Origin of the sequence: Streptomyces sp. NPDC093089, from assembly GCF_044754405.1 — a bacterium.
Taxonomy (GTDB): Bacteria; Actinomycetota; Actinomycetes; order Streptomycetales; family Streptomycetaceae; genus Streptomyces.
Window position 1 is genome coordinate 18,014 of the sequence record NZ_JBIVPA010000016.1, and the last position, 21,259, is coordinate 39,272.

Annotated in this window: 17 protein-coding genes; 10 read left to right on the top strand and 7 right to left on the bottom strand. The window is 74.7% G+C overall.

The genetic code is table 11. The features are described 5' to 3' along the window. Positions 1-34 precede the first annotated feature (34 nt). Positions 35-2,668 (bottom strand): cellulose binding domain-containing protein, encoded by a 2,634-nt coding sequence (locus ACIQFX_RS31800; RefSeq protein ID WP_402470366.1) that lies wholly within the window; start codon positions 2,666-2,668, stop codon positions 35-37. Between the two features lie 190 nt (positions 2,669-2,858). Between ACIQFX_RS31800 and ACIQFX_RS31805 the strand changes: the two genes are divergently transcribed. The 4 genes from ACIQFX_RS31805 to ACIQFX_RS31820 all read left to right on the top strand — a co-directional run bounded on the left by ACIQFX_RS31805 (position 2,859) and on the right by ACIQFX_RS31820 (position 7,985). Next, on the top strand, positions 2,859-4,211 hold the full coding sequence (locus ACIQFX_RS31805) for an extracellular solute-binding protein (protein ID WP_402470367.1): 1,353 nt from the start codon (positions 2,859-2,861) through the stop codon (positions 4,209-4,211). Positions 4,212-4,216: 5 nt separating this feature from the next. Next, a complete protein-coding gene (locus ACIQFX_RS31810) occupies positions 4,217-5,326 on the top strand; it encodes a carbohydrate ABC transporter permease (RefSeq protein ID WP_402470713.1) in 1,110 nt (369 codons plus the stop codon). Beyond that, entirely contained in the window at positions 5,323-6,147 is an 825-nt protein-coding gene (locus ACIQFX_RS31815; protein ID WP_402470368.1) for a carbohydrate ABC transporter permease, read from the top strand. Before ACIQFX_RS31810 ends, ACIQFX_RS31815 begins: the two co-directional genes overlap by 4 nt. A gap of 146 nt (positions 6,148-6,293) precedes the next feature. After that, on the top strand, positions 6,294-7,985 hold the full coding sequence (locus ACIQFX_RS31820) for a bifunctional aspartate transaminase/aspartate 4-decarboxylase (protein WP_402470369.1): 1,692 nt from the start codon (positions 6,294-6,296) through the stop codon (positions 7,983-7,985). 98 nt (positions 7,986-8,083) lie between these two features. Here ACIQFX_RS31820 and ACIQFX_RS31825 read toward each other — a convergent pair whose 3' ends face one another. The 3 genes from ACIQFX_RS31825 to ACIQFX_RS31835 all read right to left on the bottom strand — a co-directional run bounded on the left by ACIQFX_RS31825 (position 8,084) and on the right by ACIQFX_RS31835 (position 11,860). Further along, positions 8,084-9,589: a cellulose binding domain-containing protein gene (locus tag ACIQFX_RS31825; RefSeq protein WP_402470371.1), complete on the bottom strand. Its 1,506-nt coding sequence runs from the start codon at positions 9,587-9,589 to the stop codon at positions 8,084-8,086. A 166-nt stretch (positions 9,590-9,755) separates the two neighbouring features. Then, entirely contained in the window at positions 9,756-11,162 is a 1,407-nt protein-coding gene (locus ACIQFX_RS31830; RefSeq protein ID WP_402470373.1) for an ATP-binding protein, read from the bottom strand. Then, positions 11,159-11,860 (bottom strand): response regulator transcription factor, encoded by a 702-nt coding sequence (locus tag ACIQFX_RS31835; RefSeq protein ID WP_402470375.1) that lies wholly within the window; start codon positions 11,858-11,860, stop codon positions 11,159-11,161. Before ACIQFX_RS31835 ends, ACIQFX_RS31830 begins: the two co-directional genes overlap by 4 nt. An 87-nt stretch (positions 11,861-11,947) precedes the next feature. Here ACIQFX_RS31835 and ACIQFX_RS31840 point away from each other — a divergent pair, with 87 nt between their 5' ends. After that, positions 11,948-12,532, top strand: a complete 585-nt coding sequence (locus ACIQFX_RS31840; RefSeq protein WP_402470376.1) for a hypothetical protein — start codon at positions 11,948-11,950, stop codon at positions 12,530-12,532. 12 nt (positions 12,533-12,544) lie between these two features. Here ACIQFX_RS31840 and ACIQFX_RS31845 read toward each other — a convergent pair whose 3' ends face one another. Both ACIQFX_RS31845 and ACIQFX_RS31850 read right to left on the bottom strand, forming a co-directional pair. Continuing rightward, on the bottom strand, positions 12,545-13,411 hold the full coding sequence (locus tag ACIQFX_RS31845; RefSeq protein WP_402470379.1) for a spermidine synthase: 867 nt from the start codon (positions 13,409-13,411) through the stop codon (positions 12,545-12,547). 60 nt (positions 13,412-13,471) lie between these two features. After that, the gene (locus ACIQFX_RS31850; RefSeq protein ID WP_402470380.1) at positions 13,472-13,915 is read right to left on the bottom strand and encodes a hypothetical protein; all 444 of its coding nucleotides are present in this window, start codon (positions 13,913-13,915) and stop codon (positions 13,472-13,474) included. Positions 13,916-14,137: 222 nt separating this feature from the next. Here ACIQFX_RS31850 and ACIQFX_RS31855 point away from each other — a divergent pair, with 222 nt between their 5' ends. Continuing rightward, on the top strand, positions 14,138-15,424 hold the full coding sequence (locus ACIQFX_RS31855) for a tetratricopeptide repeat protein (RefSeq protein WP_402470382.1): 1,287 nt from the start codon (positions 14,138-14,140) through the stop codon (positions 15,422-15,424). Positions 15,425-15,512: 88 nt separating this feature from the next. On the opposite strand, the gene ACIQFX_RS31860 is transcribed toward ACIQFX_RS31855, so the two are convergent. Further along, positions 15,513-16,106, bottom strand: a complete 594-nt coding sequence (locus ACIQFX_RS31860; protein ID WP_402470384.1) for a histidine phosphatase family protein — start codon at positions 16,104-16,106, stop codon at positions 15,513-15,515. A gap of 146 nt (positions 16,107-16,252) precedes the next feature. Between ACIQFX_RS31860 and ACIQFX_RS31865 the strand changes: the two genes are divergently transcribed. From ACIQFX_RS31865 to ACIQFX_RS31880, 4 genes are read left to right on the top strand one after another with little or no spacing between them, the layout of a single operon-like run. Next, positions 16,253-17,089: a phosphatase PAP2 family protein gene (locus ACIQFX_RS31865; protein ID WP_402470385.1), complete on the top strand. Its 837-nt coding sequence runs from the start codon at positions 16,253-16,255 to the stop codon at positions 17,087-17,089. Continuing rightward, positions 17,025-18,173 carry a hypothetical protein gene (locus tag ACIQFX_RS31870; protein ID WP_402470387.1) on the top strand — a complete coding sequence of 383 codons (1,149 nt, stop codon included), beginning with the start codon at positions 17,025-17,027 and terminating at the stop codon, positions 18,171-18,173. The genes ACIQFX_RS31865 and ACIQFX_RS31870 overlap by 65 nt, the downstream gene beginning before the upstream one ends. A 37-nt stretch (positions 18,174-18,210) precedes the next feature. Continuing rightward, a complete protein-coding gene (locus ACIQFX_RS31875) occupies positions 18,211-19,800 on the top strand; it encodes a hypothetical protein (RefSeq protein ID WP_402470388.1) in 1,590 nt (529 codons plus the stop codon). Beyond that, the gene (locus ACIQFX_RS31880) at positions 19,797-21,134 is read left to right on the top strand and encodes an AAA family ATPase (protein WP_402470389.1); all 1,338 of its coding nucleotides are present in this window, start codon (positions 19,797-19,799) and stop codon (positions 21,132-21,134) included. Before ACIQFX_RS31875 ends, ACIQFX_RS31880 begins: the two co-directional genes overlap by 4 nt. Positions 21,135-21,259 lie beyond the last annotated feature (125 nt).

The window sequence follows — 21,259 nt, forward strand, 5'->3', positions numbered from 1 at the left end:
GAAAGAACCGGGGCCTGAGTCGTTTCCGCGCGCCTCACCCGCAGGTGAGGGCCGCCGGGGCCGGGTTGGTGCCCGTCCAGGCGCCGTTGAAGCCGAAGGCGGTCGAGCCGCCCGGGGCGACCGTCGCGTTGTACGGGAGGTGGGTGGCCGTCACCTCCGCACCGGTCTGGGCGACCGCGGCGTTCCAGGCCTGGGTGACCCGCTGCCCGGCGGGCAGGCTCCAGCGGACGGTCCAGCCGTTCAGCGGGGCCGTACCGGTGTTGCGGACGGTGACCTGGGCCGTGAAGCCGCCCTGCCACTGGCTGACGACCTGGTAAGCGGCCTCGCAGGCGCCGGTGGGCGGGGTGCCGGGGTCGGTTCCGCCGCCGTCTCCGCCGCCGGTCCCGGCGGTGTCGCCGTAGAGGATGCCGCGCCCGTTGGTGGAGACGTACACGCGGCCGTAGACCCGGGGGTCGCCGGTGATCGCGGCGCCGGTCCAGCCCCACTGGTGGGCGTCGTCGTTGACGCGGACCCAGCTCGCGCCGGCGTCGGTGGAGCGGAAGATCCCGCGGACGCCGCCGATCTTCGCGCTGCTGTAGAGGGCGGGGTAGGAGGCTCCCGGGGCGGCCTTGCCGAAGCCGACGGTGTCGGCCTGGTCGACGCCGGCGACCCGGGTGAAGGCGGCGCCGCCGTCGGTGGAGTGCCAGAGGCCGTACGTGGAACCGGTGGACCCGCCGGCGAGCCAGATGTCGCCCTTCCGGCCGGGGACGGCCTTGAAGCGGACGGGGCCCGTGACGGGGAGGCCGGTGGCCTCGGCGGTGAAGCTCGCGCCGCCGTCGGTGCTGACGTAGAAGGTGCCGGCCGCGAAGCCGTAGAAGGTCCGCGGGTCGACGCGGTCGGACTCGACGGTCGCGCCGGCCGGGATGCCGGTGGAGGCGGTCCAGGTGCCCCCGGTGCCGGTGTGGACGCCGGTGCCGTCCGGGCTCCAGACGAAGCGGGTGCCGTCGGCGGACGCGGCGACCGTGCCGCCGCCGGTGACGCCCGGCGGCTCCTGTCCCCCGCGCCAGGTGGCGCCGTTGTCGGCGGAGAAGGCGACGCGGGGTCCGCCGTCGAGGTGGCCGGCCCGTACGACGGTGTCCGGCGCGGTCTCGGCGAAGTCGACGCTGGTGGTGGAGGTGAAGTTCGGGCCGGTGAACATCATGGAGGGGACCTCGGCGAGGTCCGTGTGCCGGAAGCCGCCGATGTCGCCGAGGGCGCTGAGGAGCGGGGCGCCGGAGGGCGGCGAGGCCAGGTCGAGGACGGCGGTCTCCTCCAGGCCCCGGACCATGGGCCTGATGGTGAAGGTGGCCCCGGTGTCCCACTTGCCGAGGTCGGTGGTGCCGTAGAGCGTGGCGCCGGTGCCGTACATCATGCGGTTCGAGTCGAAGGGGTCGATCTCCAGGGCCTCGGTCATCCAGCCGAGCTTCGGCGACTGCTCGGGCGGGGCGGGGCTGGCGCCCCAGGTCAGCCAGGGCGAGGAGGAGACGTCCAGGGTGTAGCGGTCGGCGCGGTTCGGGTACGAGGTGTGGTCCCAGGCCCTGGTCCAGGTGGCGCCGCCGTCGGTGGTGCGGAAGATCTGGGTGTCGGGGTACCAGGAGCTGTAGCCGGAGACCATGACGGTGCCGGGGCGCTGCCGGTCGACGGTGAGGCCGCTGAAGCCGTAGGAGGTGTCGGCCTCGGCGACGGGGCTGATGTCCTTCCACGCGCCGGTGGCGGTGGCGTACCGCCAGACCTGGCCCCTGCCGCCGTCGTACGGGCCCGCCCTGTCGCTGTAGGCGAGGTAGAGGTGGCCGTTCGCCGCGTCGAGGACGCCCTTGTGGGCGAGGTACCCGGTGGGCTGGCCGGGGAGCCGGGACCAGGTGGCGCCGGCGTCGGTGGAGCGGTAGACGGCGTTGTCCTTGTCGCCGACGCCGGCGTAGATCGTGCGGGTGGCGGTGCCGGCGGTGCCGGTGGACTCGTCGAAGGTGACCCAGACGACGCCCTGCTGGTCGGAGTTGTAGCCGCTGGTGTCGGCCGGGTCCTGCCGGTAGCTCCCCGGGTTGGTGAAGGAGGTGACCTTCGCCCAGGTGGCGCCGGAGTCGGTGGAGCGCCAGAGGCCGTTGCCGCTGGGCGCGCCGAGGTAGAGGACGCTGTTCTTGTGCGGGTCGACCGCGAGGCGTTCGCCCATGCCGCGGCCCGGCATGTTGCCGCCGAGCTTGAAGGGGAGGTCGGCGCGCTGCCAGGTGGCACCGCGGTCGGCGGAGCGGAGGACGGCGCCGTTGCCGGGGTCCCAGTCGTTGGTGTAGGTGCCGACGGCCGCGTACACCCGGTTCGGGTCGACGGCGTCGGAGGCGAGGCCGACGACGCCGGTGTGGCCCCAGTGGTCCCAGTCGACGGAGTCGAGGAGCGGGGTCCAGGTGGCGGAGGACTGGTTCCAGCGGTAGGCGCCGCCGATGTCGGTGCGGGCGTAGACGAGGTTCTTCTCGGTCCGGTTGAAGACGATGCCGGGGACGAAGCCGCCGCCGTCGATCCGGACGTTCTTCCAGCTGTACGAGGTGCTCGTGGCGGCCGTTTCGAGGGGTGCCGGTGCCGCTGCGACGTCGGGTGCGGCTCCGGCGAGGAGGCCGGCGGTGAGGGCGAGCCCCGCCAGGAGGTGGCGTGTTCTGTGCATGGGTGTCCTGTCGAAGATTGAATGGGAGCGCTCCCACTATTGAGTCGCCGTCAGAACACGGTCAAGGTCCGTACGTCGTCGAAGACGTTCGACGGTCCTCGGCCGAACGGGTGAGCGGGAGCGTCGAGTTCCGCCTTCCCGGCGAGCTGCCCCCGGCCGCGCGGAAGGCGCCGCACTACGGTCGGGCGCCATGGGGTGGAGACGGAGCCGGGACCGGAGGCGGACGGGCGGCGGGGCGTACGGACTCGCCCTAGCCCTGCTGCTCGGCCTGGCACCCGCCGCCGGCTGCGCGACCGACCCCGCAGAGCCGCGCCCGGCGGGCGCCCTCGCCCCGGTCGACGGCCGCGGGCGGCCGGTCACCCTCACCGTCGGCGTGTTCGGCACCTTCGGCTTCCAGGAAGCCGGCCTCTACGACGCGTACATGCGGCTCCACCCAGACGTCGCCGTCCGGCAGACCTCGCTCACCCGCAACGACGTCTACTACCCGCAGCTGCTCACCCATCTCACCGCCGGCTCCGGCCTCGCCGACGTCCAGGCCGTCGAGGTCGGCAACATCGCCGAGGTCCTCGACACTCAGGCGGACCGGCTCGACGAGCTGGGCACCGCCCCCGGCGTCGACCGGCGGGCGTTCCTGCCGTGGAAGTGGGCGCAGGGCACCACCCGCGACGGCCGCACCCTCGCGCTCGGCACCGACATCGGGCCGCAGGCCGTCTGCTACCGCAAGGACCTCTTCGCCCGGGCCGGACTGCCCACCGAGCGGAACGCCGTCGGGCGGCTGTGGGCCGGGGACTGGCGCAAGTACCTGTCCGCGGGCGTCCGTTACCGCGAGCGGGCGCCGCGGGGCACGGCCTTCACCGACTCCGCGTCCGGGGTCCTCGCGGCGGTCACGGGCGGGGTGTCCCCGCGCTTCTACGACGAGCGGGGCGAACTGATCGTGGCGGAGAACCCCGCCGTACGCGCGGCCTGGGACCTCGCCGCCGCGTTCGCCCGGCAGGGACTGACCGCCCGGCTCCAGCAGTTCACCCCCGGCTGGGACCAGGCCTTCGCGAACGGGGCGTTCGCCACGATCGCCTGCCCCGCCTGGATGCTCGGCTACATCCAGGACAAGGCGGGCCCGGCCGGGCGCGGCCGGTGGGACGTGGCCCCCGCGCCCCGGCCGGGCAGCTGGGGCGGCTCCTTCCTCGTCGTGCCGTCCGCCGGGCGGCAGCGCGCCGAGGCGGCCCGGCTCGCCGCCTGGCTGACCGCGCCCGCCCAGCAGGCGACGCTCTTCGCACGGCGCGGCAGCTTCCCGAGCGCCTCGGCCGCGTACACGCTGCCGGCCGTCGCGGGCGCCCGCCACCCGTACTTCGGCGACGCCCCGGTCGGCGCGATCTTCGCCAAGGCGGCCCTGGGTGTCCCCCGGGCCCCCGTCGGCCCGAAGGACGCCCTGGTCTGGCAGGCCCTGGCCGACGTCGGGATGCTCCAGGTCGACCAGACGGGCCGGTCGCCCGACTCCGCGTGGCGGGCGGCGATGAAGGCCATCGACAACGCGCTGGACCGGTGAGCGGGATGCCGGTGACGAGGACCGCGACGGGCCCCGCGCACGGGCCCGGCCCGCACGGCCGGGCCGCCGGCGCCCGCCGTTCCGCGCCCCGGCGCACGCGGACGGGCTCGCGGTGGGCCCCGTACGTGCTCGTCGCGCCGTTCTTCGTGTTCTTCGCCGCCTTCGGGGTGTTCCCGCTGGCCGCGACCGCCTGGGCGTCGCTGTACCGGATGGAGCTGACCGCGCCGGACGAGCGGGAGTGGGCGGGGCTGCACAACTACGCGCGGCTGGCCGGCGACGAGTTCTTCTGGAACGCGCTGGTGAACACGGTGACCATCGGGGTGCTCGCCACCGTCCCGCAGCTGCTGCTCGCCCTCGGCGTGGCGCACCTGCTCGACGTGCGGCTGCGGGGCCGGGGCGTGTTCCGGGTGGTGGCGCTCGCCCCGTACGCGACGTCGGTGGCGGCGGCGACCCTGGTGTTCGCGCTGTTCTTCGGCCGGGACCACGGGATGGCCAACTGGGCGCTCGGGCTCGTCGGCCTCGACCCGGTCGACTGGCAGAACGGCCCGTGGGCGTCGAAGTTCGCGGTGGCGTCGATCGTCATCTGGCGCTGGACCGGCTACAACGCGCTCATCTACCTGGCGGCGATGCAGACGGTCCCGCACGAGCTGTACGAGGCGGCGGCGCTGGACGGGGCCTCGCGGTGGCGCCAGTTCCTGCACGTGACGCTGCCGGGGCTGCGGCCGGCGCTCGCCTTCACGGTGCTGGTGTCGACGATCGGCGCGACGCAGCTCTTCGGCGAGCCGCTGCTGTTCGGCAGCGGGGGCGGGGCGACGGGCGGCGCGGACCACCAGTTCCAGACGCTGGGCCTCTACCTGTACGAGCAGGGCTGGGTGAACCTCCATCTGGGGCGGGCCGCCGCCATCGCCTGGACCATGCTGCTCATCCTGGTCGTGCTGTTCGGCGCGGTCCGGCTGCTGCGGGCGGGCCTCGCGCGCCGGGAGCCCGGTCGCCGGGGGTCCGCGAGCCGGGGGTCCGCGAGTCGGGAGTCCGCGAGTCGGGAGTCCGGTGACCGCGAGCCCGGTCGCCGGGGGTCCGCGCGCCGGTGGTCCGGTCGCCGGAGGTGGTCGAGGTGAGGACGGTGCGGGCCGGCTGGGGTACGTACACCCTCCTCGCGCTGTTCACGGCCGTCTCCCTCTTCCCGCTGGTGTGGACGGCGGTCGCGGCCTCGCGGACCAACACCCGGCTCGCGGCCACCCCGCCACCCTTCCGGTTCGGGCGGAACCTGCCGCGGAACGTGGAGATCGCCTGGACCGACGCCCGGCTCGGCGAGGCGCTGGCGAACACCGCCGTGGTGGCCGGGGCGGTCGCGGCCGGCACCGTGCTCTTCTCCACCCTCGCCGGCTTCGCCTTCGCCAAGCTGCGGTTCCGTCTCCGGGGCACGCTCCTCCTGCTCGTGGGCGCGACGATGCTGATCCCGCCCCAGCTGGGGGTGGTCCCGCTCTACCTGCTGATCGCGCGGCTCCGCTGGACGGACGAGCTCCAGGCGGTGGTCCTGCCGTCGCTCGTGTCGGCCTTCGGCGTCTTCTTCATGCGCCAGCACCTGCTGCGGGCGCTGCCGTCGGAGCTCCTGGAGGCGGCGCGGACGGACGGCGCGGGGACGGTCCGGACGGTGTGGCACGTGGTGCTGCCGGCGGCGCGCCCGGCGATGGCCGTGCTCGGCATGCTGTCGTTCGTGGCGGCCTGGAACGACTTCTTCTGGCCGGTGCTCGCGCTGACGCAGACCGGTGACCCGACGGTGCAGGTGGCGCTCACCGGACTGGGCCGGGGTTCGGTCCCCGACCAGTCGGTGGTGATGGCGGGGGCGCTGCTCGGGACGCTGCCGCTGCTCGTGGTCCTCGCGCTGTTCGGGCGGCACATCGTGGGCGGGGTGATGCGGGGCGCGGTGAAGGGCTGAGCCGCGCGCCCGCCTCCGATCGGCCCCGTCCGCGGTCGTCCACCCGTACGGCGCGGCGGTGGTCCGCCACGGTCGGCGCGCCCTGTTAGCTTCCCCCCATGTCCATGATCTTCACATCTCATACCCTTCGGGTCGAGTGAGGGCGGATGGGAGTTCCGCGCGACCACCCCGAACCGGCTCACGAAGGACCCGTCGTGCCCGAGACCACGTTCACCCGTGAGGAGATCCGGTCCTTCGCACGGCTCTCGCCGTTCGAGCTGAAGGACAGGTTCATCCGGATCGCGCAGGCCGGCGAGCCCGGCCGGAAGGGGGCGTCGCAGACGCAGATGCTCAACGCGGGCCGCGGCAACCCGAACTGGGTCGCCACCGGCCCCCGCGAGGCCTTCCTCGCGCTCGGCCACTTCGCGCTCTCCGAGTCGCGCCGGGTGTGGACCGCCGACGACCTCGGCGGCATGCCCGAGCTCGCCGGCTCCGGCGCCCGCTTCGCCGCCTTCGTGCGGCGGCACCCGGGCCTGCCCGGCATCGAACTCCTGCGGGACTCCGTCGCGTACGCGATCCGGCGCTTCGGCTTCGACGAGGACGCCTTCGTGCACGAGCTGACCGACGGCTCGATCGGCGACAACTACCCGGTGCCGAACCGGATCCTGGCGCACACCGAGCAGATCGTGCGCGGCTACGTCCACGACGAGTTGTTCGACAAGCGCCCGCCGGCCGACCGGCTGTCGCTCTTCGCGACCGAGGGCGGCACGGCCGCCATGTGCTACGTCTTCGACTCCCTGGTCGAGAACGGGATCCTGAGGAAGGGCGACAGGATCGCCCTGATGGTGCCGGTGTGCACCCCGTACATCGAGATCCCCGAGCTCGACACGTACGGGTTCGACGTCGTCACCGTCACCGCGAGCCTCTTCGCGGAGACGGGCGTGCGCGAGTGGCGCTACCCGGCCGAGGAGGTCGACAAGCTGGCCGACCCCTCGGTCAAGCTGGTCTGCGTCGTCAACCCGTCCAACCCGCCGTCGCTCGCGCTCAGCCGCCGGGTCACCGAACGGATCAAGGACGTCGTCGCCGGCCCGAACCCGAACCTGCTGATCGTCACGGACGACGTCTACGGCACCTTCGTGGAGGGCTTCCGCTCGCTCGCGGCCGAGCTGCCGCGCAACACGCTGCTGGTGTACTCGTACTCCAAGCACTACGGCTGCACCGGCCACCGGCTCGGTGTCGTCGGCCTCCACGACGACAACGTGGTCGACGGGATGCTCGCCGACCTGCCGCAGGCCGAGAAGGACCGGCTGAACGGGCGGTACGGGTCCCTCAGCCTGGAGCCGGAGAAGATCCGTTTCATCGACCGCATGGTGGCCGACTCCCGGCAGGTCGCCCTCCGCCACACCGCCGGGCTCTCGCTGCCCCAGCAGGTGACGATGGCGCTCTTCTCCCTCTTCGGCATGCTGGAGGAGGGCCGGGCCTACAAGGAGAGGATCCGGGAGACCGTGCGCCGGCGCCTCGACCTGCTCCTCGAAGGCGCCCGGATGAAGATCGCCGAGGACCCGGAGCGGGCCGGGTACTACGTCGAGCTCGACCTGCTCGCGGAGGCCGAGCGGGTGCACGGGAAGGACTTCGCGGACTTCCTGGAGGAGCACTACGAGCCCGTCGACCCGCTGTTCCGGCTGGCCGGGCAGACCGGCGTCGTCCTGCTCGACGGCGGCGGCTTCGACGGCCCCGAGTGGTCGGTGCGCGTCTCGCTCGCCAACCTGGACGACCTCGACTACCTGAGGATCGGCCACCACCTGCGGGTGATCCTCCAGGAGTACGCCGAGGAGTGGGCGTCCTCGCGCACCTCCTGACGGAGGGAGGGAAGGGGTGCGCGCCCCGGTCGGCGGTGGGGTGGTACCGACCGGGGCGCGCGGTGTGGGGGGGTGGGGGTGTGGGGGCTCGGGAGGGGTTACTTGTAGGCGGCGAAGGCCTTGGTGAAGGCCAGGGGCTGCTGGAGGATCGAGGAGCAGGTGGCGTCGGCGTGGTTCACGGCGCCGGCCGCGCACTGCTTGTCGCGGGTCGAGGACCACATCGACAGCCAGCCGATGCCCTTGGACTTCGCGAAGTCGACGAGCTGGGTGGCGTCGTCGACCTTGAAGACCTCGCTGACGACGTCGTTGACGCCGATCATCGGGGTGACGGCGACGGCCTTCCAGGCGGCCGCGTCGGAGAGCCCGAGGACGCCCTTGATCTGGGCCTGGGTCGCGGTCGCGGCCTGGATCGCGTACGTGCCCATGTCGGCGCTGTACGCCGGCCCGTAGTCCATCGCCATGATGTTGACGGCGTCGACGCGGACGCCGTTGCGCTTCGCGTCGGCGAGCAGGTCCACGCCCGGCTGGGTGAGGCCCTCGGGCATGACCGGCAGCGTGAAGGAGACGTTCAGACCCGGGTGCGTCTTCTGGAGCTGGGCGATCGCCTGGGAGCGGCGGGTGTTGGCGGCGGTGTCGGGCAGGGCCGCGCCCTCGATGTCGAAGTCGACCTTGGTCAGCTTGTACTGGTCGACGACCTTGCCGTACGCGGCGGCGAGCGCCGAGCTGGTCGAGCAGTTCAGGGCCAGCTCGTGGCCGGCGGCGCCGCCGAAGGAGACGCGGACGTCACCGCCCTTGGCGCGCAGGGCGCCGATCTGGGCCGCGACCTTGTCGTTCGCCAGGTCGGTGACCCCGCCCCACAGCGGGGCGCAGGCGCCGCCGGAGGTGATGAAGGCGAGGTTGAACTCCTTCACGCCGGTGGCGTCGGCGGTCGCGAGCAGGTCGTACGCCGGGTAGAGCGAGGTGTCGACGTACGGGGCGTACTTCGCGGCTGCCGCGGGAGCGCCCGTCGAGGTCGCGGTGGGCGTGGGGGTGGGGGTCGCCGTGGCGGTCGCGGTGGGCTTCGGGCTCGCGGTGGCGGTGGGCGTGGGCTTCGCGGTGGCGGTCGCCGAGGGGGTGGCGGTCGCGGTGGGCTGTTCGGTGGGGCGGCCGCTGGGGGTGGGGGCCGGGCCGCCGGCCGAGCAGGCGGCCTTGTCGATGAGGCAGTTCGCCGGGTCGCCGGCCTCGCCCGCGGCGGCCGTGACGAAGCCGACGGTGACGGACTGGCCGGGCGCCAGCTGCCGGTTCCAGCTCGCGGGCGTCACGGTGACGTGCCGGCCGGAGACGGTGTGCTCGCCGTTCCAGAGGGAGCCGATGGTCGTGCCTGCGGGGAGGTCGAACTCCAGGGTCCAGCCGGTCCGGGCGGCGGAGGTCTCGTTGGTGATGACGTACTGGCCGGTGTAGCCGCCGGTCCAGGAGCTGGTCCTGGTGTACGCGGCGCCGACGGCCGAGGCCTGGGCGGTGCCGGTGAGGGCGAGGACCGTGCCGCCGACGACGGCCGCCGCGACGATCGCGCCGACGACCTTGGTCCTGGTGGTCGCCCTGCGCCGGTGCGAACTCGTACCCATCGCGTGCCTGCCTCTGCGTGCCGGGGGTGGTGGTGGGGTGCGGCAGCACGCTAGCGACTGGAAACCGGACAAAAGGGCTTCGGGGGGCGCCGGTTGGGATTCTTACGCTCCGCTTAAGGAAGGCATCGGGGCCAGGAAAGGTTCGGCGCCGGGAACACCGTCCCGGTCAGCCGTCGACGGCCCGCCGGGTCCCCGTGCCGCCGCGCCTGCGCCGGGCCGGGCGGTGGCCGCGCCGGCCGGCCGCGGCGCCGCGGCGGCCGTCGAGCCCGATCCAGACGCGGACCTCGGTGCCGCCGAGCACCGAGTGCCCGATGCGGACGTCGCCGCCGGTGGCCTCGGCCATCCGCCGCACGATGTCGAGGCCGAGGCCCGTGGAGCCGGCCCGGGCGCCGCTGTTGCCGCGGGCCAGGGCGGCGGCCGGGTCGGCGATGCCGGGGCCGGCGTCGGAGACCAGGACGATGACGGCGTCCTCGCCGTTGTGGACGTCGATGGAGAAGGCGGTGGCCTCGGGGGTGTGGCGGAAGACGTTGCCGAGCAGGGCGTCGAGCGCGGCGACGAGTTCGGGGCGGGCGACCGGGATGCGAACCGGGCGCTCGACGCCCGCGACCCGCACCCGGCGGCCCTCGTCCTCGGCCAGCGCCGACCAGAAGTCCATCCGCTCGCGGACCACTTCGGCGGCGTCGCAGCCTGCGCCGGGCCCGGTCGCCTGGGTCTGCGGCTTCGCCTCCCGGGCGGTGCGGATGATGATGTCGACCTCCCGCTCCAGCTGCTCGACGGCGGCGCGGGTCTGCTCGGCGGCCGGACCCGAGCCGAGCGAGGCGGCGTTGAGGCGGAGCACGGTCAGCGGGGTGCGGAGCCGGTGGGAGAGGTCGGCGGCCAGTTCGCGCTCGTTGGCGAGGAGCTGGACGACCTGGTCGGCCATCGAGTTGAAGGCGACGGCCGCCGACTTGAGCTCCGGCGGCCCCTCCTCGGGCACCCGGGCGCCGAGCCGGCCCTCGCCCAGGTCGTGGGCGGCGCCCGCGAGCCGCTGGGCGGGCTGGACCATGCGGACGCCGAGGCGGTCGGCGACGGCGACGGAGCCCACGATCAGGGCGATGCCGACCCCCGCCAGGACCAGCCAGGCGGTGGCGACCCCGTTGGTCACCTCGCCCTCGGGGACGAAGAGTTCGACGACGGCGACCTGGCCGCTGCTGAGCGCGGTGGGCTGGAGCAGCGCGAAGCCGCCCGGCACTTCGGCGATGGAGGCCCGGCCGAGGCTGCGGGTCGCGTCGAGCTCCTCCGCGCCGACCCGGCGGGTGCCGATCTCCACGGCCGTCCCGCCGGGTTCGGCGGCGGGCACGTGGATGGCGAGCCGTCCGGTGGAGCCGTCCTCGGTGGTCGCGACGGCCTTGTCGAGCTCGTCGCGGTCGGTGGTGATCGCGAGGACGGGGGCGAGCCCGGCGGCCCGCCGCTCGGCGTTGGAGAACGCCCGGTCCCGGGCCATCTCCTTCACGACGAGCCCGAGGGGTACGGCGAAGGCGACGACGACCATCACGGTGACGGCCAGGGACACCTTGACGAGCGCCCATCTCACGGCTGCGGCTCCCGGGGCGGCTCCAGCTTCACGCCCACCCCGCGCAGGGTGTGCAGATAGCGGGGCCGGGCGGCCGTCTCACCCAATTTCCGCCGCAGCCATGACAAATGCACGTCGATGGTCTGGTCGTCCCCGTACGACTGCTGCCACACCTCGGCGAGCAGCTCCTTGCGCGGCACGACCACACCGGGCCGCCCCGCGAGGAAGGCCAGCAGGTCGAACTCGCGGCGGGTCAGGTCCAACGGGACGCCGTCCAGCTCCGCCTGACGGCGCAGCGGGTCGACGCTGAGACCGCCGACGCGGATCGCCCGCGACGGCGGGAGGTCCCCCGCCGAGGACCGCGCCCGGCGCAGGACGGCCGCCATCCGGGCGGACAGGTGGTCGACCGAGAAGGGCTTCACCAGGTAGTCGTCCGCGCCGGCGTGGAGGAGCCGTACGATCTCCGCCTCGTCGTCCCGGGCCGTCGCGATGATCACCGGCACGTCGGTGATCCCGCGCAGCATCTTGAGCGCCTCGGACCCGTCGAGATCGGGCAGACCGAGGTCCAGGATCACGACGTCGAAGCGGAAATGGGCGACCTCGCGCAGCGCCTCAAGGGCCGTGCCGACGCTCCGTACCGTGTGGGAGGCCTCGGTCAGCTGCCGAATGAGGGCGGAGCGCACGAACTGGTCGTCCTCGACCACGAGCACACTTGCCATGGGGCGCACCGTACGCCATTCGGGGGAACCCGCACGCAATCTCCACCCTCCGGAACGGTCCCCGGCCGGGTGGTGCACTATGGCCCGGTGCGAAGAGGACTCGTTCACGCCCTGGCCTGGTCGCTCGCCACCGGCGCGGCGGTCACCCTGTCCTGGTGGGGAGTGCACACCGTGCTGTCCGGCACCGTCTACGACCCCCCGCGCGCCCTGCCCCTGCCGGCCGGCGCCAGCGTCGGAGTCGCCGCCTCCGGCAGCGACCCGCTGGCCTCGTCGACCCGCGGCCCCGAGTCGGCCGAGCCCTCCGCCACGACGGTCCCCGAGGCCACCCCGAGCGCGAGCCGCACGACCGCCGCCACCCCGTCCTCGCGCCCGCCCCGCGACCCGCGGCCCAGCTCGGCGGCGGCTCCCACCACGTCCGCCCCCGGCACCGGATCCGACTTCGGGTCAGGGGTGAAGAGCTATCCGGTCGACGGCGGCCGGGTCACCTTCGACCTCGGTGCGACCTCGGCCGAGCTGGTCTCGGCGACGCCCGCCTCCGGCTGGCAGATGCAGGTGTGGAAGCAGCCGACGTGGATCCGGGTCACCTTCACCAAGGACGGCCGCGAACTGTCGGTCTTCTGCCTCTGGCACGACAGCGCGCCCCGCGTCGAGATCGAGGACCGGGCCACCTGAGGCCCGGCCGGCTCAGCGGAAGACGGACGCCGGCGGTACGGGCGAGGGCTTGGCGCTCGCGTCGGTGACCGGCACCGCTCCCCCGGCGAAGTCGGCGAGCGCCCGCCCGTGCTCCACCCGGCCCGGGTGCGGATCGGTGGCGACCCGGCGGGTCAGCTCGGCCACCGGGAGCGGACCGTCCGAGGCGAGCAGCACCGCGTTGCCGAAGCGGCGGCCGCGCAGCACCGTCGGGTCGGCGGTCAGCGCCAGTTCGGGGAAGACGGCGGCGGCCGTGGCGATCTGGCCGCGCAGATGGGTCAGCGGCGGGCCGTCCGCCAGGTTCGCCGCGTAGAAGCCGCCGGGCCGCAGCACCCGCCGCACCTCGCCGAGGAACTCCGTGCTGGTCAGATGGGCCGGGGTGCGGGCCCCGCTGAACACGTCGGCGATGACGAGGTCGGCCCAGCCGTCCTGGACCTTCGCGAGGCCGGCCCGGGCGTCGGTCGAGCGGACGCGGATGCGGGCCCCCGCGTCGAGCGGCAGCTCCCGGCGGACCAGCTGGACCAGGAGCCCGTCGAGCTCCACGATCTGCTGCGTGGAGCGGGGCCGGGTCGCGGCGACGTACCGGGCGAGGGTGAAGGCGCCGCCGCCGAGGTGCACGACCTGGAGCGGCCGGTTCGGCGGGGCGGCGAGGTCGGCGATGTGGCCGAGGCGCCGCTGGTACTCGAAGGAGAGGTGGGCCGGGTCGTCCAGGTCGACGTGCGACTGCGGGGCGCCGTCGATGAGCAGCGTCCAGCCGCGCGGACGCTCCCGGTCGGGTATGAGTTCGGCGAGTCCGCCGTCGACGGTCTCGACGACGGAGACGGCCGCCGCCGCCCGGTCACGCTGCTTGTTCCTGGCCACGGCCCCATTATCGGCGCACTCGGGACGGGCCCGCCCGAGATGGGCCGGGGGACGGGCCGGTCAGCGGCAGCCGTCGGCCGCCTCGATCAGCCGGGCCGCCTCGCCGAGCGCCTCGCGCAGGACGACCGGGTCGGTGACCGGGTCGGTGTCGCCCGGGGGCAGCAGCCAGCCGGCCGGCCGGGGCGTGTCACCGGCGGGCTCGGGCAGCTCCGGCAGCTCGGGAAGGCGCAGGCCCCGTCCCGAGGTCCGCGTACAGGCGCTGCCCGGCATGTCCCAGGCGGCGGCGGTGCCGGGCGGCACCAGGAAGCCCAGGGTGTCGCAGGTCCCGTCGTGCACGACGGGGCCGACGGCGGGGGCGCCTCCGCGCCGCAGGATGTCGACGGCCTCCAGGCCCTGCCGGACCGGCACGGTGACCAGGTCCCAGGGTTCGGCGGCGGACGGGGAGGCGTCGCCGTCCGGGGCGGACACGTGCCGCGTGGCCGACTGCGAACCGATCTCCGACATGGGACTCCTCCTCGCTCCTGAGGAGACACGCGCCGTCTCTCCTTTACGGTTCAACGCCCGTCCGCGTCAACGGCTACGGCGCCGTGCCGCCGCAAAGGATGGCAGTTCATGGCAGATCGCAGGCGAGATATCCGATTTGTAGCCAAACTCAGCGTAGGCATCCGGTCACAGCAGGTACGTTCTTGCCGCCGGACACCCGGCAGCACCAGGAGAGGGCTCGCCATGGCGACGTCACGGGCAGTTCCCAATCTCGCCTTCCGCCGGCTTCGCGGACAGCACTCGCCGGCGGAGTTCGCGGCGGCGGTCCGCCGGGCGGCGCGGGAGATCGGCGAACAGGTCGCGTGCGACGCCCGTTACATCGGGCGCGTGGAAGCGGGGGAGATCCGCTGCCCCAACTACGCGTACGAGCGGGTCTTCCTGCACATGTTCCCCGGACTCGGCCTGGCCGACCTGGGGTTCTCCGCGCGGGAGACGGTGCGCGGCCGGCGGCAGGCCGTCCCGGCCGGGGCAGCGCCTCCCGCCACCATCACCACCCGGAACGATGAGGAGAGCGACGTGCTGCGTCGCGCATTCATGACGAGCGGCTCCGCCACCCTGGTGGCCGCCTCGCTGGGACTCGGCGGCCCCGCCGTCGCGATCCCCGCCCCCCGCGGCACCCACCGGATCGGCGAGACCGAGGTGCGGGCCGTCGAGGACGCCGTACGGCGCATCCGCCTGCTCGACGACCGGCACGGCGCCGACGGGCTCTACAGGGTCGCCGCCCAGCCGCTGCGCACCGCGTACGCGCTGCTCGACACCGGCACCATGACCCGCCGCTCCACCGAGGACCGGCTGCACGCGGGCGCGGGAGAGCTCTCCCTCTCGGTCGGCTGGCTGGCCCACGACTCGGGCCGGCACGAGGACGCGCGCTCGCACTACGCCGAGGCGCTGGCCACCGCGCGCGTGTCGGGGAACGCGGCCCTGGAGGCGCACGCCTTCTGCAACACGTCGTTCCTGGCCCGGGACACGGGCCGCCACCGCGAGGCGGTACGGGCGGCGCAGGCCGGGCTGCGGGCGGCCCGACCGCTCGACTCGGCCCGGCTGCTGTCGCTGCTGTCGCTGCGCGAGGCCGGCGCGTGGGCCGGGCTCGGCGACCGCTCGGCCTGCGAGCAGGCCCTCGGCCGCGCCCACGACCACTTCGACCGGGGCCCGGCCGACGGCGACCCCGAGTGGATGTCCTTCTTCGGCGAGCCGGAGCGCGAGGCGCTGGAGGCGCAGTGCTGGTCGGCGCTCGGCGAGTGGGGCCGGGCGGCCCGCCACGCCCACCGGGCCACCGTCCTGCAGAACCCGCACTTCGCCCGCAACCTCGCGCTCTACCGCGCCCACCTCGCCAACGACCTGGCGCACGCCGGGCGCCTGGACGAGGCCGCCGTGGAGGCGAGGCGGGTGGCGGACTCCCTCGAAGGCATCGCCTCGGCCCGCATCCGCGGCCTGCTCGCCGACACCGACCGGCTCCTCGGGTCGCGCTGAGGCCCCGTACCGGTGCCCGGTCCGCCCGGTGCGGCGGCCCGCTCCGGGACGGCAACCCGCTCCGGGCCGCGGGCCCGGCCGGCCCCGGCTACTCCAGGTGCCCGGTGTCGTTCCAGCGCTCGATCGCGGGGGCGCCGTACGCCCAGCCGAGGACCGAGAGGCTCGTCGGGTCGAGGCGGATGCGGGCCGCGAACGACACGTCCTCGCCGAGCCAGCGGGCCCCGATCGAGCGCAGGATGTGGCCGTGCGCGAAGACCAGCACGTCCCGGTCGGCCGAGCGGGCCCAGTTCACGATCTCGTCGGCGCGGTCCGAGAGCTGCGCGAGGGTCTCGCCCTCGGGGACGCCGTCGCGCCAGATGAACCAACCGGGCTGAACGGCCTGGATCTCGGGCGGGGTCATCCCCTCGTACGCCCCGTAGTCCCACTCCATGAGCGCGTCCCACGGCTCGGCCCGCTCGCCGAAGCCGGCGAGCTCGCAGGTCTCGGCGGCCCGCACCAGCGGGCTGGTGCGGATCTCCACGCCGGGCAGCCCCTGCCAGGGCCCGTGGTGCAGGCGCTCGCCGAGCAGCTTCGCGCCGCGCCGCCCCTCGTCGAGCAGCGGGATGTCGGTCCTGCCGGTGTGCCGGCCGAGAAGTGACCACTCGGTCTGGCCGTGCCGGGCGAGCAGGATGCGCGGTGCCATGGGAAGGACTCTCCAGGGGTTCACGGTGCGGGGACGTGCCTCTCCCATCATCGCCCAACCGAATTCCCGGTGACGTCCGGGCAACCCCCCGGCGGCGCCCGGCGTCCCTCCCCCGGGGCGGACACCAGCTGGGGGGACTGAAATCCATGCGCAAGCCACGGTGGTGGGCCGAGCTGTCGCTGTTGGCCGTCGTGTACGCGGCGTACACGGGCGGGCGGCTCCTCGTGCGCGGCGACGAGGCGACGGCCGTGGAGCACGGGCTCGCGATCCTGAGGACGGAGCAGGCGCTCGGGATCGACGCCGAGCACCCGCTGAACCGGCTGTTCACGGACGTCCCGGCGCTGGGGATCCCGGCGGACTTCGCGTACGCCTCCCTGCACTACCTGGTGACCCCGGCGATCCTCGTGTGGCTGTTCCGGCGCCGCCCCGCGCACTACCGAGCCGCCCGCACCTGGCTGATGGCCTCCACCCTGCTCGGCCTGGTCGGCTTCACCCTGCTGCCGACCTGCCCGCCCCGGCTGCTCGACCCGGCGTACGGCTTCACCGACACGATGGCGCACTTCAGCGCCTACGGCTGGTGGGGCGGCGAGGCCAGCGCGCCGCGCGGACTCGGCGGGATGACGAACCAGTACGCGGCGATGCCCAGCCTGCACGTGGGATGGGCGCTGTGGTGCGGGGTGATGCTCTGGCGGTACGGGCGGACACCGCTGGCGAAGGCCCTCGGCATCGCGTATCCGCTGGTCACCACGCTCGTCGTGCTGGGGACCGCCAACCACTACCTGCTGGACGCGGTCGCCGGGGCGGCCGTCATGGGCGCCGGGCTGCTCCTCTCCTCCCAGCTGCCGCGGGTCGCCGCGCGGCGGCGCCGGGAACCGGAAGCCCCCCCGGTTGTCAGTGGCGGATGGGAGACTTCCGCGGGTGAGCGCATCCCCGGACAGCGGTCCGTCCCTACCGCCGCAGACGACACGCGCGCTGCTCGCTGAGCTGCGCGGACCGACCGTCGTCCCGCGCCCGCTGGACGCGCGGGCCCTCGCGGCGCTGGCCGCCAACCCCGGCTGCCGGCGGCGGGCCCTGCTCGACGGCGCCGGGGTCGACAAGTCCGCCCTGGCCGCGAAGCTCGGTTCGCCGGCCCCCTTCGGGCAGTCGCAGTTCGCGATCGTGCGCGGCAACTCCTTCGAGGCGAAGGTCAAGGCGGACGGCGGCCGCGAGCTGCTGCGCCTGGTCGGCTCCGACGAGCCTGACGAGGTCTCCGTGCCCGATCTGGCGGCGGCGGGACCGGAGGGCCGGACGGCCCGCACCGCGCTGGCGCTGCGGGAGGCGACCGAGTCCGGCGGCTGGACGCTGCTCGACCACCCGCTGCTCGCCCTGGAGGTGGCCGGCTCGCCGGTGTACCTGGAGCCGGACGCCGTGGTGGTCCGCCCCGACGGCGGGTGGACGGTCGTGGAGATCAAGTCGTTCCCGATGATCGACGGTTCCGCCGACGCCGCGAAGGTGGGCGCGGCGGCCCGGCAGGCCGCGGTCTACGTGCTCGCGCTCGAACGGGTGGCGGCGCGGACCGAGGGCGCGCGGGTCGCGCACTCGGTGGTCCTCGTCTGCCCGAAGGACTTCTCGAACGTGCCGACGGCCTCGGTGGTCGACGTGCGCAAGCAGCGGTCGGTCACCCGGCGCCAGCTGGACCGGCTGACCCGGATCGACGAGATCGCCGGCGCCCTCCCCGAGGGCGTCAGCTTCGACGTGGTGGAACGCTCGCCCGAGGAGCTCGCGCGGTCCGTGGAGTGCGTGCCCCACCAGTACGCGCCGGAGTGCCTGGCCGCCTGCGAGCTGGCCTTCCACTGCCGCTCCCGGGCCCGGGAGGCCGACGCGGTGGAGACCCTGGGCCGTTCGGTACGGGCCGAGCTCGGCGGCCTGACGACGATCGGCGCGGTCCTCGCGGCGGCGCGCGGCGAGGAGGGCGACCCGCGCGACCCGGCGGTCGCGGCGCTGCGCCGGGCGCGGGCGCTGCGCGAGGAGGCGCTCGGTTCGGCACCCGCCCGCGTCACCCGGGAGACCCCCGCATGCCCCTGCTGACCCCGCCGCGCCCCGCCGCGCCCCTGGAGGCCCTGCCATGTCGCTGATCTCCATGCTGGCCCGGATGGAGGCCGTCGAGTCGGGCCGGGCGCAGCCGCTGGCGACCGTACGGCACCGGCGGCTCGTGGAGCGGCCGCTCGTGCTCGTGCCGCTGACCACGGCCGGCGAGGCGGGCGCGCCGCTGGGGGCGCTGGTCGGCACCGATCCCGAGGAGCCGCGGCTCCTGGTGGTGCCCCAGCCCCGGGACCGGGACCTGCGGTTCGCGTTCCTCGCCGATCTGGCGGAGGAGGTCCTGCCGTACGTCGACTCGTTCACGGGCGCCGTCGAGGCGGTGGAGCGCAGCGAGGTGGACGCGGAGACCGGCAGGAAGGTGAAGGTCGAGGTCGAGCTGTGCGCGGACGCACCGCAGCTGATCGTGCCGAGCCGGGCGGGTGTGGAGTACGTACGCCTGCTGGGCCGGTCGACGCGGTTCCGGCGGACGGCCGAGCAGGACCCGGAGACGCCGTTCCCCGCGCCGCCGCGGGTGCCGCTGCTCGGACGCTGGCTGACGCACTTCGGCGAGCGGGCCCGGGTTCCCGGCTCCTCGCTGCTGCTCGCGGCGACCGACCTGCTCAACCGGCACTGGGCGACCGGTCAGTCGTCGCTGGAGGACCAGCACCTGGGCGCGCTGCTCGCTTGGATCGATCCGTACGACGGGGAGCCGGGCGCCGAGGCGGCGCTGCGGGCCGAGGTGGGCCGGGACTCCCAGGGGCAGCTGCTGTGCCCGCCGGCCGGTCCCGCCACCGACCCTGCCTTCGACAACCGGCTGCTGGCGCCCGCGATCGAGCGGTACGACCGGGCCCGGCAGGCGGTGGGCGCGGCCGAGGACGGCGAGGCCGCCGACGCGGGTCTGGGCGAACTGCACGCGGCCGAGCGGGAGCTGCGCCGTCTCGTCGTCTCGCAGCTGAAGCCGACCTGGGACGCCGTGTGGCGGGCGATCGGGCTGCTGCGGGAGCTGCCGGAGGGGGCCAGGGTCGAGGACCGCTGGACCCGGGACCGCTGGTCGTTCACCGCCCACCGCGACCGGCTCGCCGCGGGCGAGCCGCCGCAGCCTCGCCGGGACGACGCGGTGACGGCGGCCTCGAAGCTGGCCGCCCGCGAGCAGGCGCAGGGCCAGTTGGAGGCCCAGGAGGCGCTGGACGACCCGCTGGTGCTGGCCGGACGGCGGCTCGCGGGCGAGGCGTTCACCGCCGAGGTGGTCGAGGTGACGATGGCCTGGACGGAGTCGAAGCGGCCCGCGCCGCGCCCGCTCGTCACGGTCCGCACGGACGACCGGCCGCACCTGGGCGAGGGGACGAGGGTGTTCCGCTCGCTCGGCGGGAAGCCGCAGGCGGCGGAGTTCGTGGGGTACGAGGAGGACGGCTCGCTGCTGCTCCGGGTGCTGGACCGGATGGGCCGGTCGAGGGAGCCGGCGGAGGGTTCGGTTCCGGAGAAGGGCGAGCGGATCGCCTGGACGCTGTTCGAGCACGAGCAGCGGGTCGGTCCGAAGCTGCCCGACCCGGAGGAGACCCCCTGGACGCACGGCGGTCCGCCCCGGACGGACGCCGTGGAACTGCCCGACGCCGTGACCCCGGAGGACGTGCTGTGAGCGTGACCGTGTTCGATCCCTCCGCCGAGGCCGGCCGGGCGACGGCCGGCATCCTCGCGGACACCCTGCACGGCTCGTCGCGCGGTGTCGTCGTCGACTCCCCGCCGGGCGCGGGGAAGTCGACGCTGGTGGTGCGCGCGGCCCTCGAACTGGCCGCCGCGGGGCGCCCCCTGATGGTGGTGGCGCAGACGAACGCGCAGGTGGACGACCTGGTGCTGCGGCTCGCCGCGAAGGAGCCCGACCTGGAGGTGGGCCGGCTGCACTCCAGCGACAGCGACCCGTACGACAAGGCGCTCGACGCCCTGGACAACGTACGGAAGGCGGCGAAGGCGAGTGAGCTGGCCGGGCTGCCGGTGGTCCTGTCCACGTCCGCCAAGTGGGCGCACGTGAAGAACGTCGAGCCGTGGGCGCACGCGATCGTCGACGAGGCGTACCAGATGCGCTCGGACGCGCTGCTGGCGGTGGCGGGGCTGTTCGAGCGGGCGCTGTTCGTCGGCGACCCGGGGCAGCTCGACCCGTTCTCGGTGGTGGGCGCGGAGCAGTGGGCGGGGCTTTCGTACGACCCTTCGGCGAGCGCGGTCTCCACGCTCCTGGCGCACAATCCGGAGCTGCCGCAGCACCGGCTGCCGGTGTCGTGGCGGCTGCCGGCCTCGGCGGCGCCGCTGGTCTCGGACGCCTTCTACCCGTTCACGCCGTTCCGCAGCGGCACCGGGCCCGGGGACCGCTCGCTCTCGTTCGCGGTGCCGTCGGACGGCTCGGGTCCCGACCGGGTCCTCGACGAGGCGGCCGGGTCGGGCTGGGGCCTGCTCGAACTGCCGGCCCGGCACACCCCGCGGACCGACCCCGAGGCGGTCGGCGCGGTCGCGCTCGTGGTGCGCCGGCTGCTCGACCGGGGCGGGGCCGCGGTGTCGGAGCAGTCGGAGCAGCCGGTTCCGCTGACGGCGGACCGGGTCGCGGTCGGGACCGCCCACCGCGACCAGGCGGCGGCGGTCCGGGCCGCGCTCGCGGAGCTCGGCGTCACCGGGGTGACGGTGGACACCGCGAACCGGCTCCAGGGGCGCGAGTACGACGTGACGGTCGTCCTCCATCCGCTGTCCGGCCGGCCGGACGCGACCGCCTTCCACCTGGAGACGGGCCGGCTGTGCGTCCTGGCCTCCCGGCACCGGCACGCCTGCGTGGTGGTCTGCCGGGCGGGCGTGGCGGAGCTCCTCGACGAGCACCCGTCGACGGAGCCGGTCCAGCTGGGCGCGGCGGTGTCGTTCCCCGACGGCTGGGAGGCGAACCACGCGGTCCTCTCCCACCTTGCGGAGCACCGGGTGACCTGGACGCCCTGAGCCCGGTCCCACCGGCGGGGCCGCCCGCGTCCGCAAACCGGGGCTCGGGAGGACGGCGGGGGCGTGGGGGACGGGGTTCGCGCCCTTGCGGCGCGCGGGACAATGAAAAGCGGCCCGGGTTTCCG

Coding starts and splice junctions, on each gene's coding strand:
- ACIQFX_RS31875 (WP_402470388.1), top strand. CDS start 18,211: ATGTCGCTGATCTCCATGCTGGCCCGGATGGAGGCCGTCGAGTCGGGC.
- ACIQFX_RS31860 (WP_402470384.1), bottom strand. CDS start 16,106: ATGGCACCGCGCATCCTGCTCGCCCGGCACGGCCAGACCGAGTGGTCA.
- ACIQFX_RS31835 (WP_402470375.1), bottom strand. CDS start 11,860: ATGGCAAGTGTGCTCGTGGTCGAGGACGACCAGTTCGTGCGCTCCGCC.
- ACIQFX_RS31805 (WP_402470367.1), top strand. CDS start 2,859: ATGGGGTGGAGACGGAGCCGGGACCGGAGGCGGACGGGCGGCGGGGCG.
- ACIQFX_RS31800 (WP_402470366.1), bottom strand. CDS start 2,668: ATGCACAGAACACGCCACCTCCTGGCGGGGCTCGCCCTCACCGCCGGC.
- ACIQFX_RS31820 (WP_402470369.1), top strand. CDS start 6,294: ATGGGAGTTCCGCGCGACCACCCCGAACCGGCTCACGAAGGACCCGTC.
- ACIQFX_RS31855 (WP_402470382.1), top strand. CDS start 14,138: ATGGCGACGTCACGGGCAGTTCCCAATCTCGCCTTCCGCCGGCTTCGC.
- ACIQFX_RS31865 (WP_402470385.1), top strand. CDS start 16,253: ATGCGCAAGCCACGGTGGTGGGCCGAGCTGTCGCTGTTGGCCGTCGTG.
- ACIQFX_RS31850 (WP_402470380.1), bottom strand. CDS start 13,915: ATGTCGGAGATCGGTTCGCAGTCGGCCACGCGGCACGTGTCCGCCCCG.
- ACIQFX_RS31810 (WP_402470713.1), top strand. CDS start 4,217: ATGCCGGTGACGAGGACCGCGACGGGCCCCGCGCACGGGCCCGGCCCG.
- ACIQFX_RS31825 (WP_402470371.1), bottom strand. CDS start 9,589: ATGGGTACGAGTTCGCACCGGCGCAGGGCGACCACCAGGACCAAGGTC.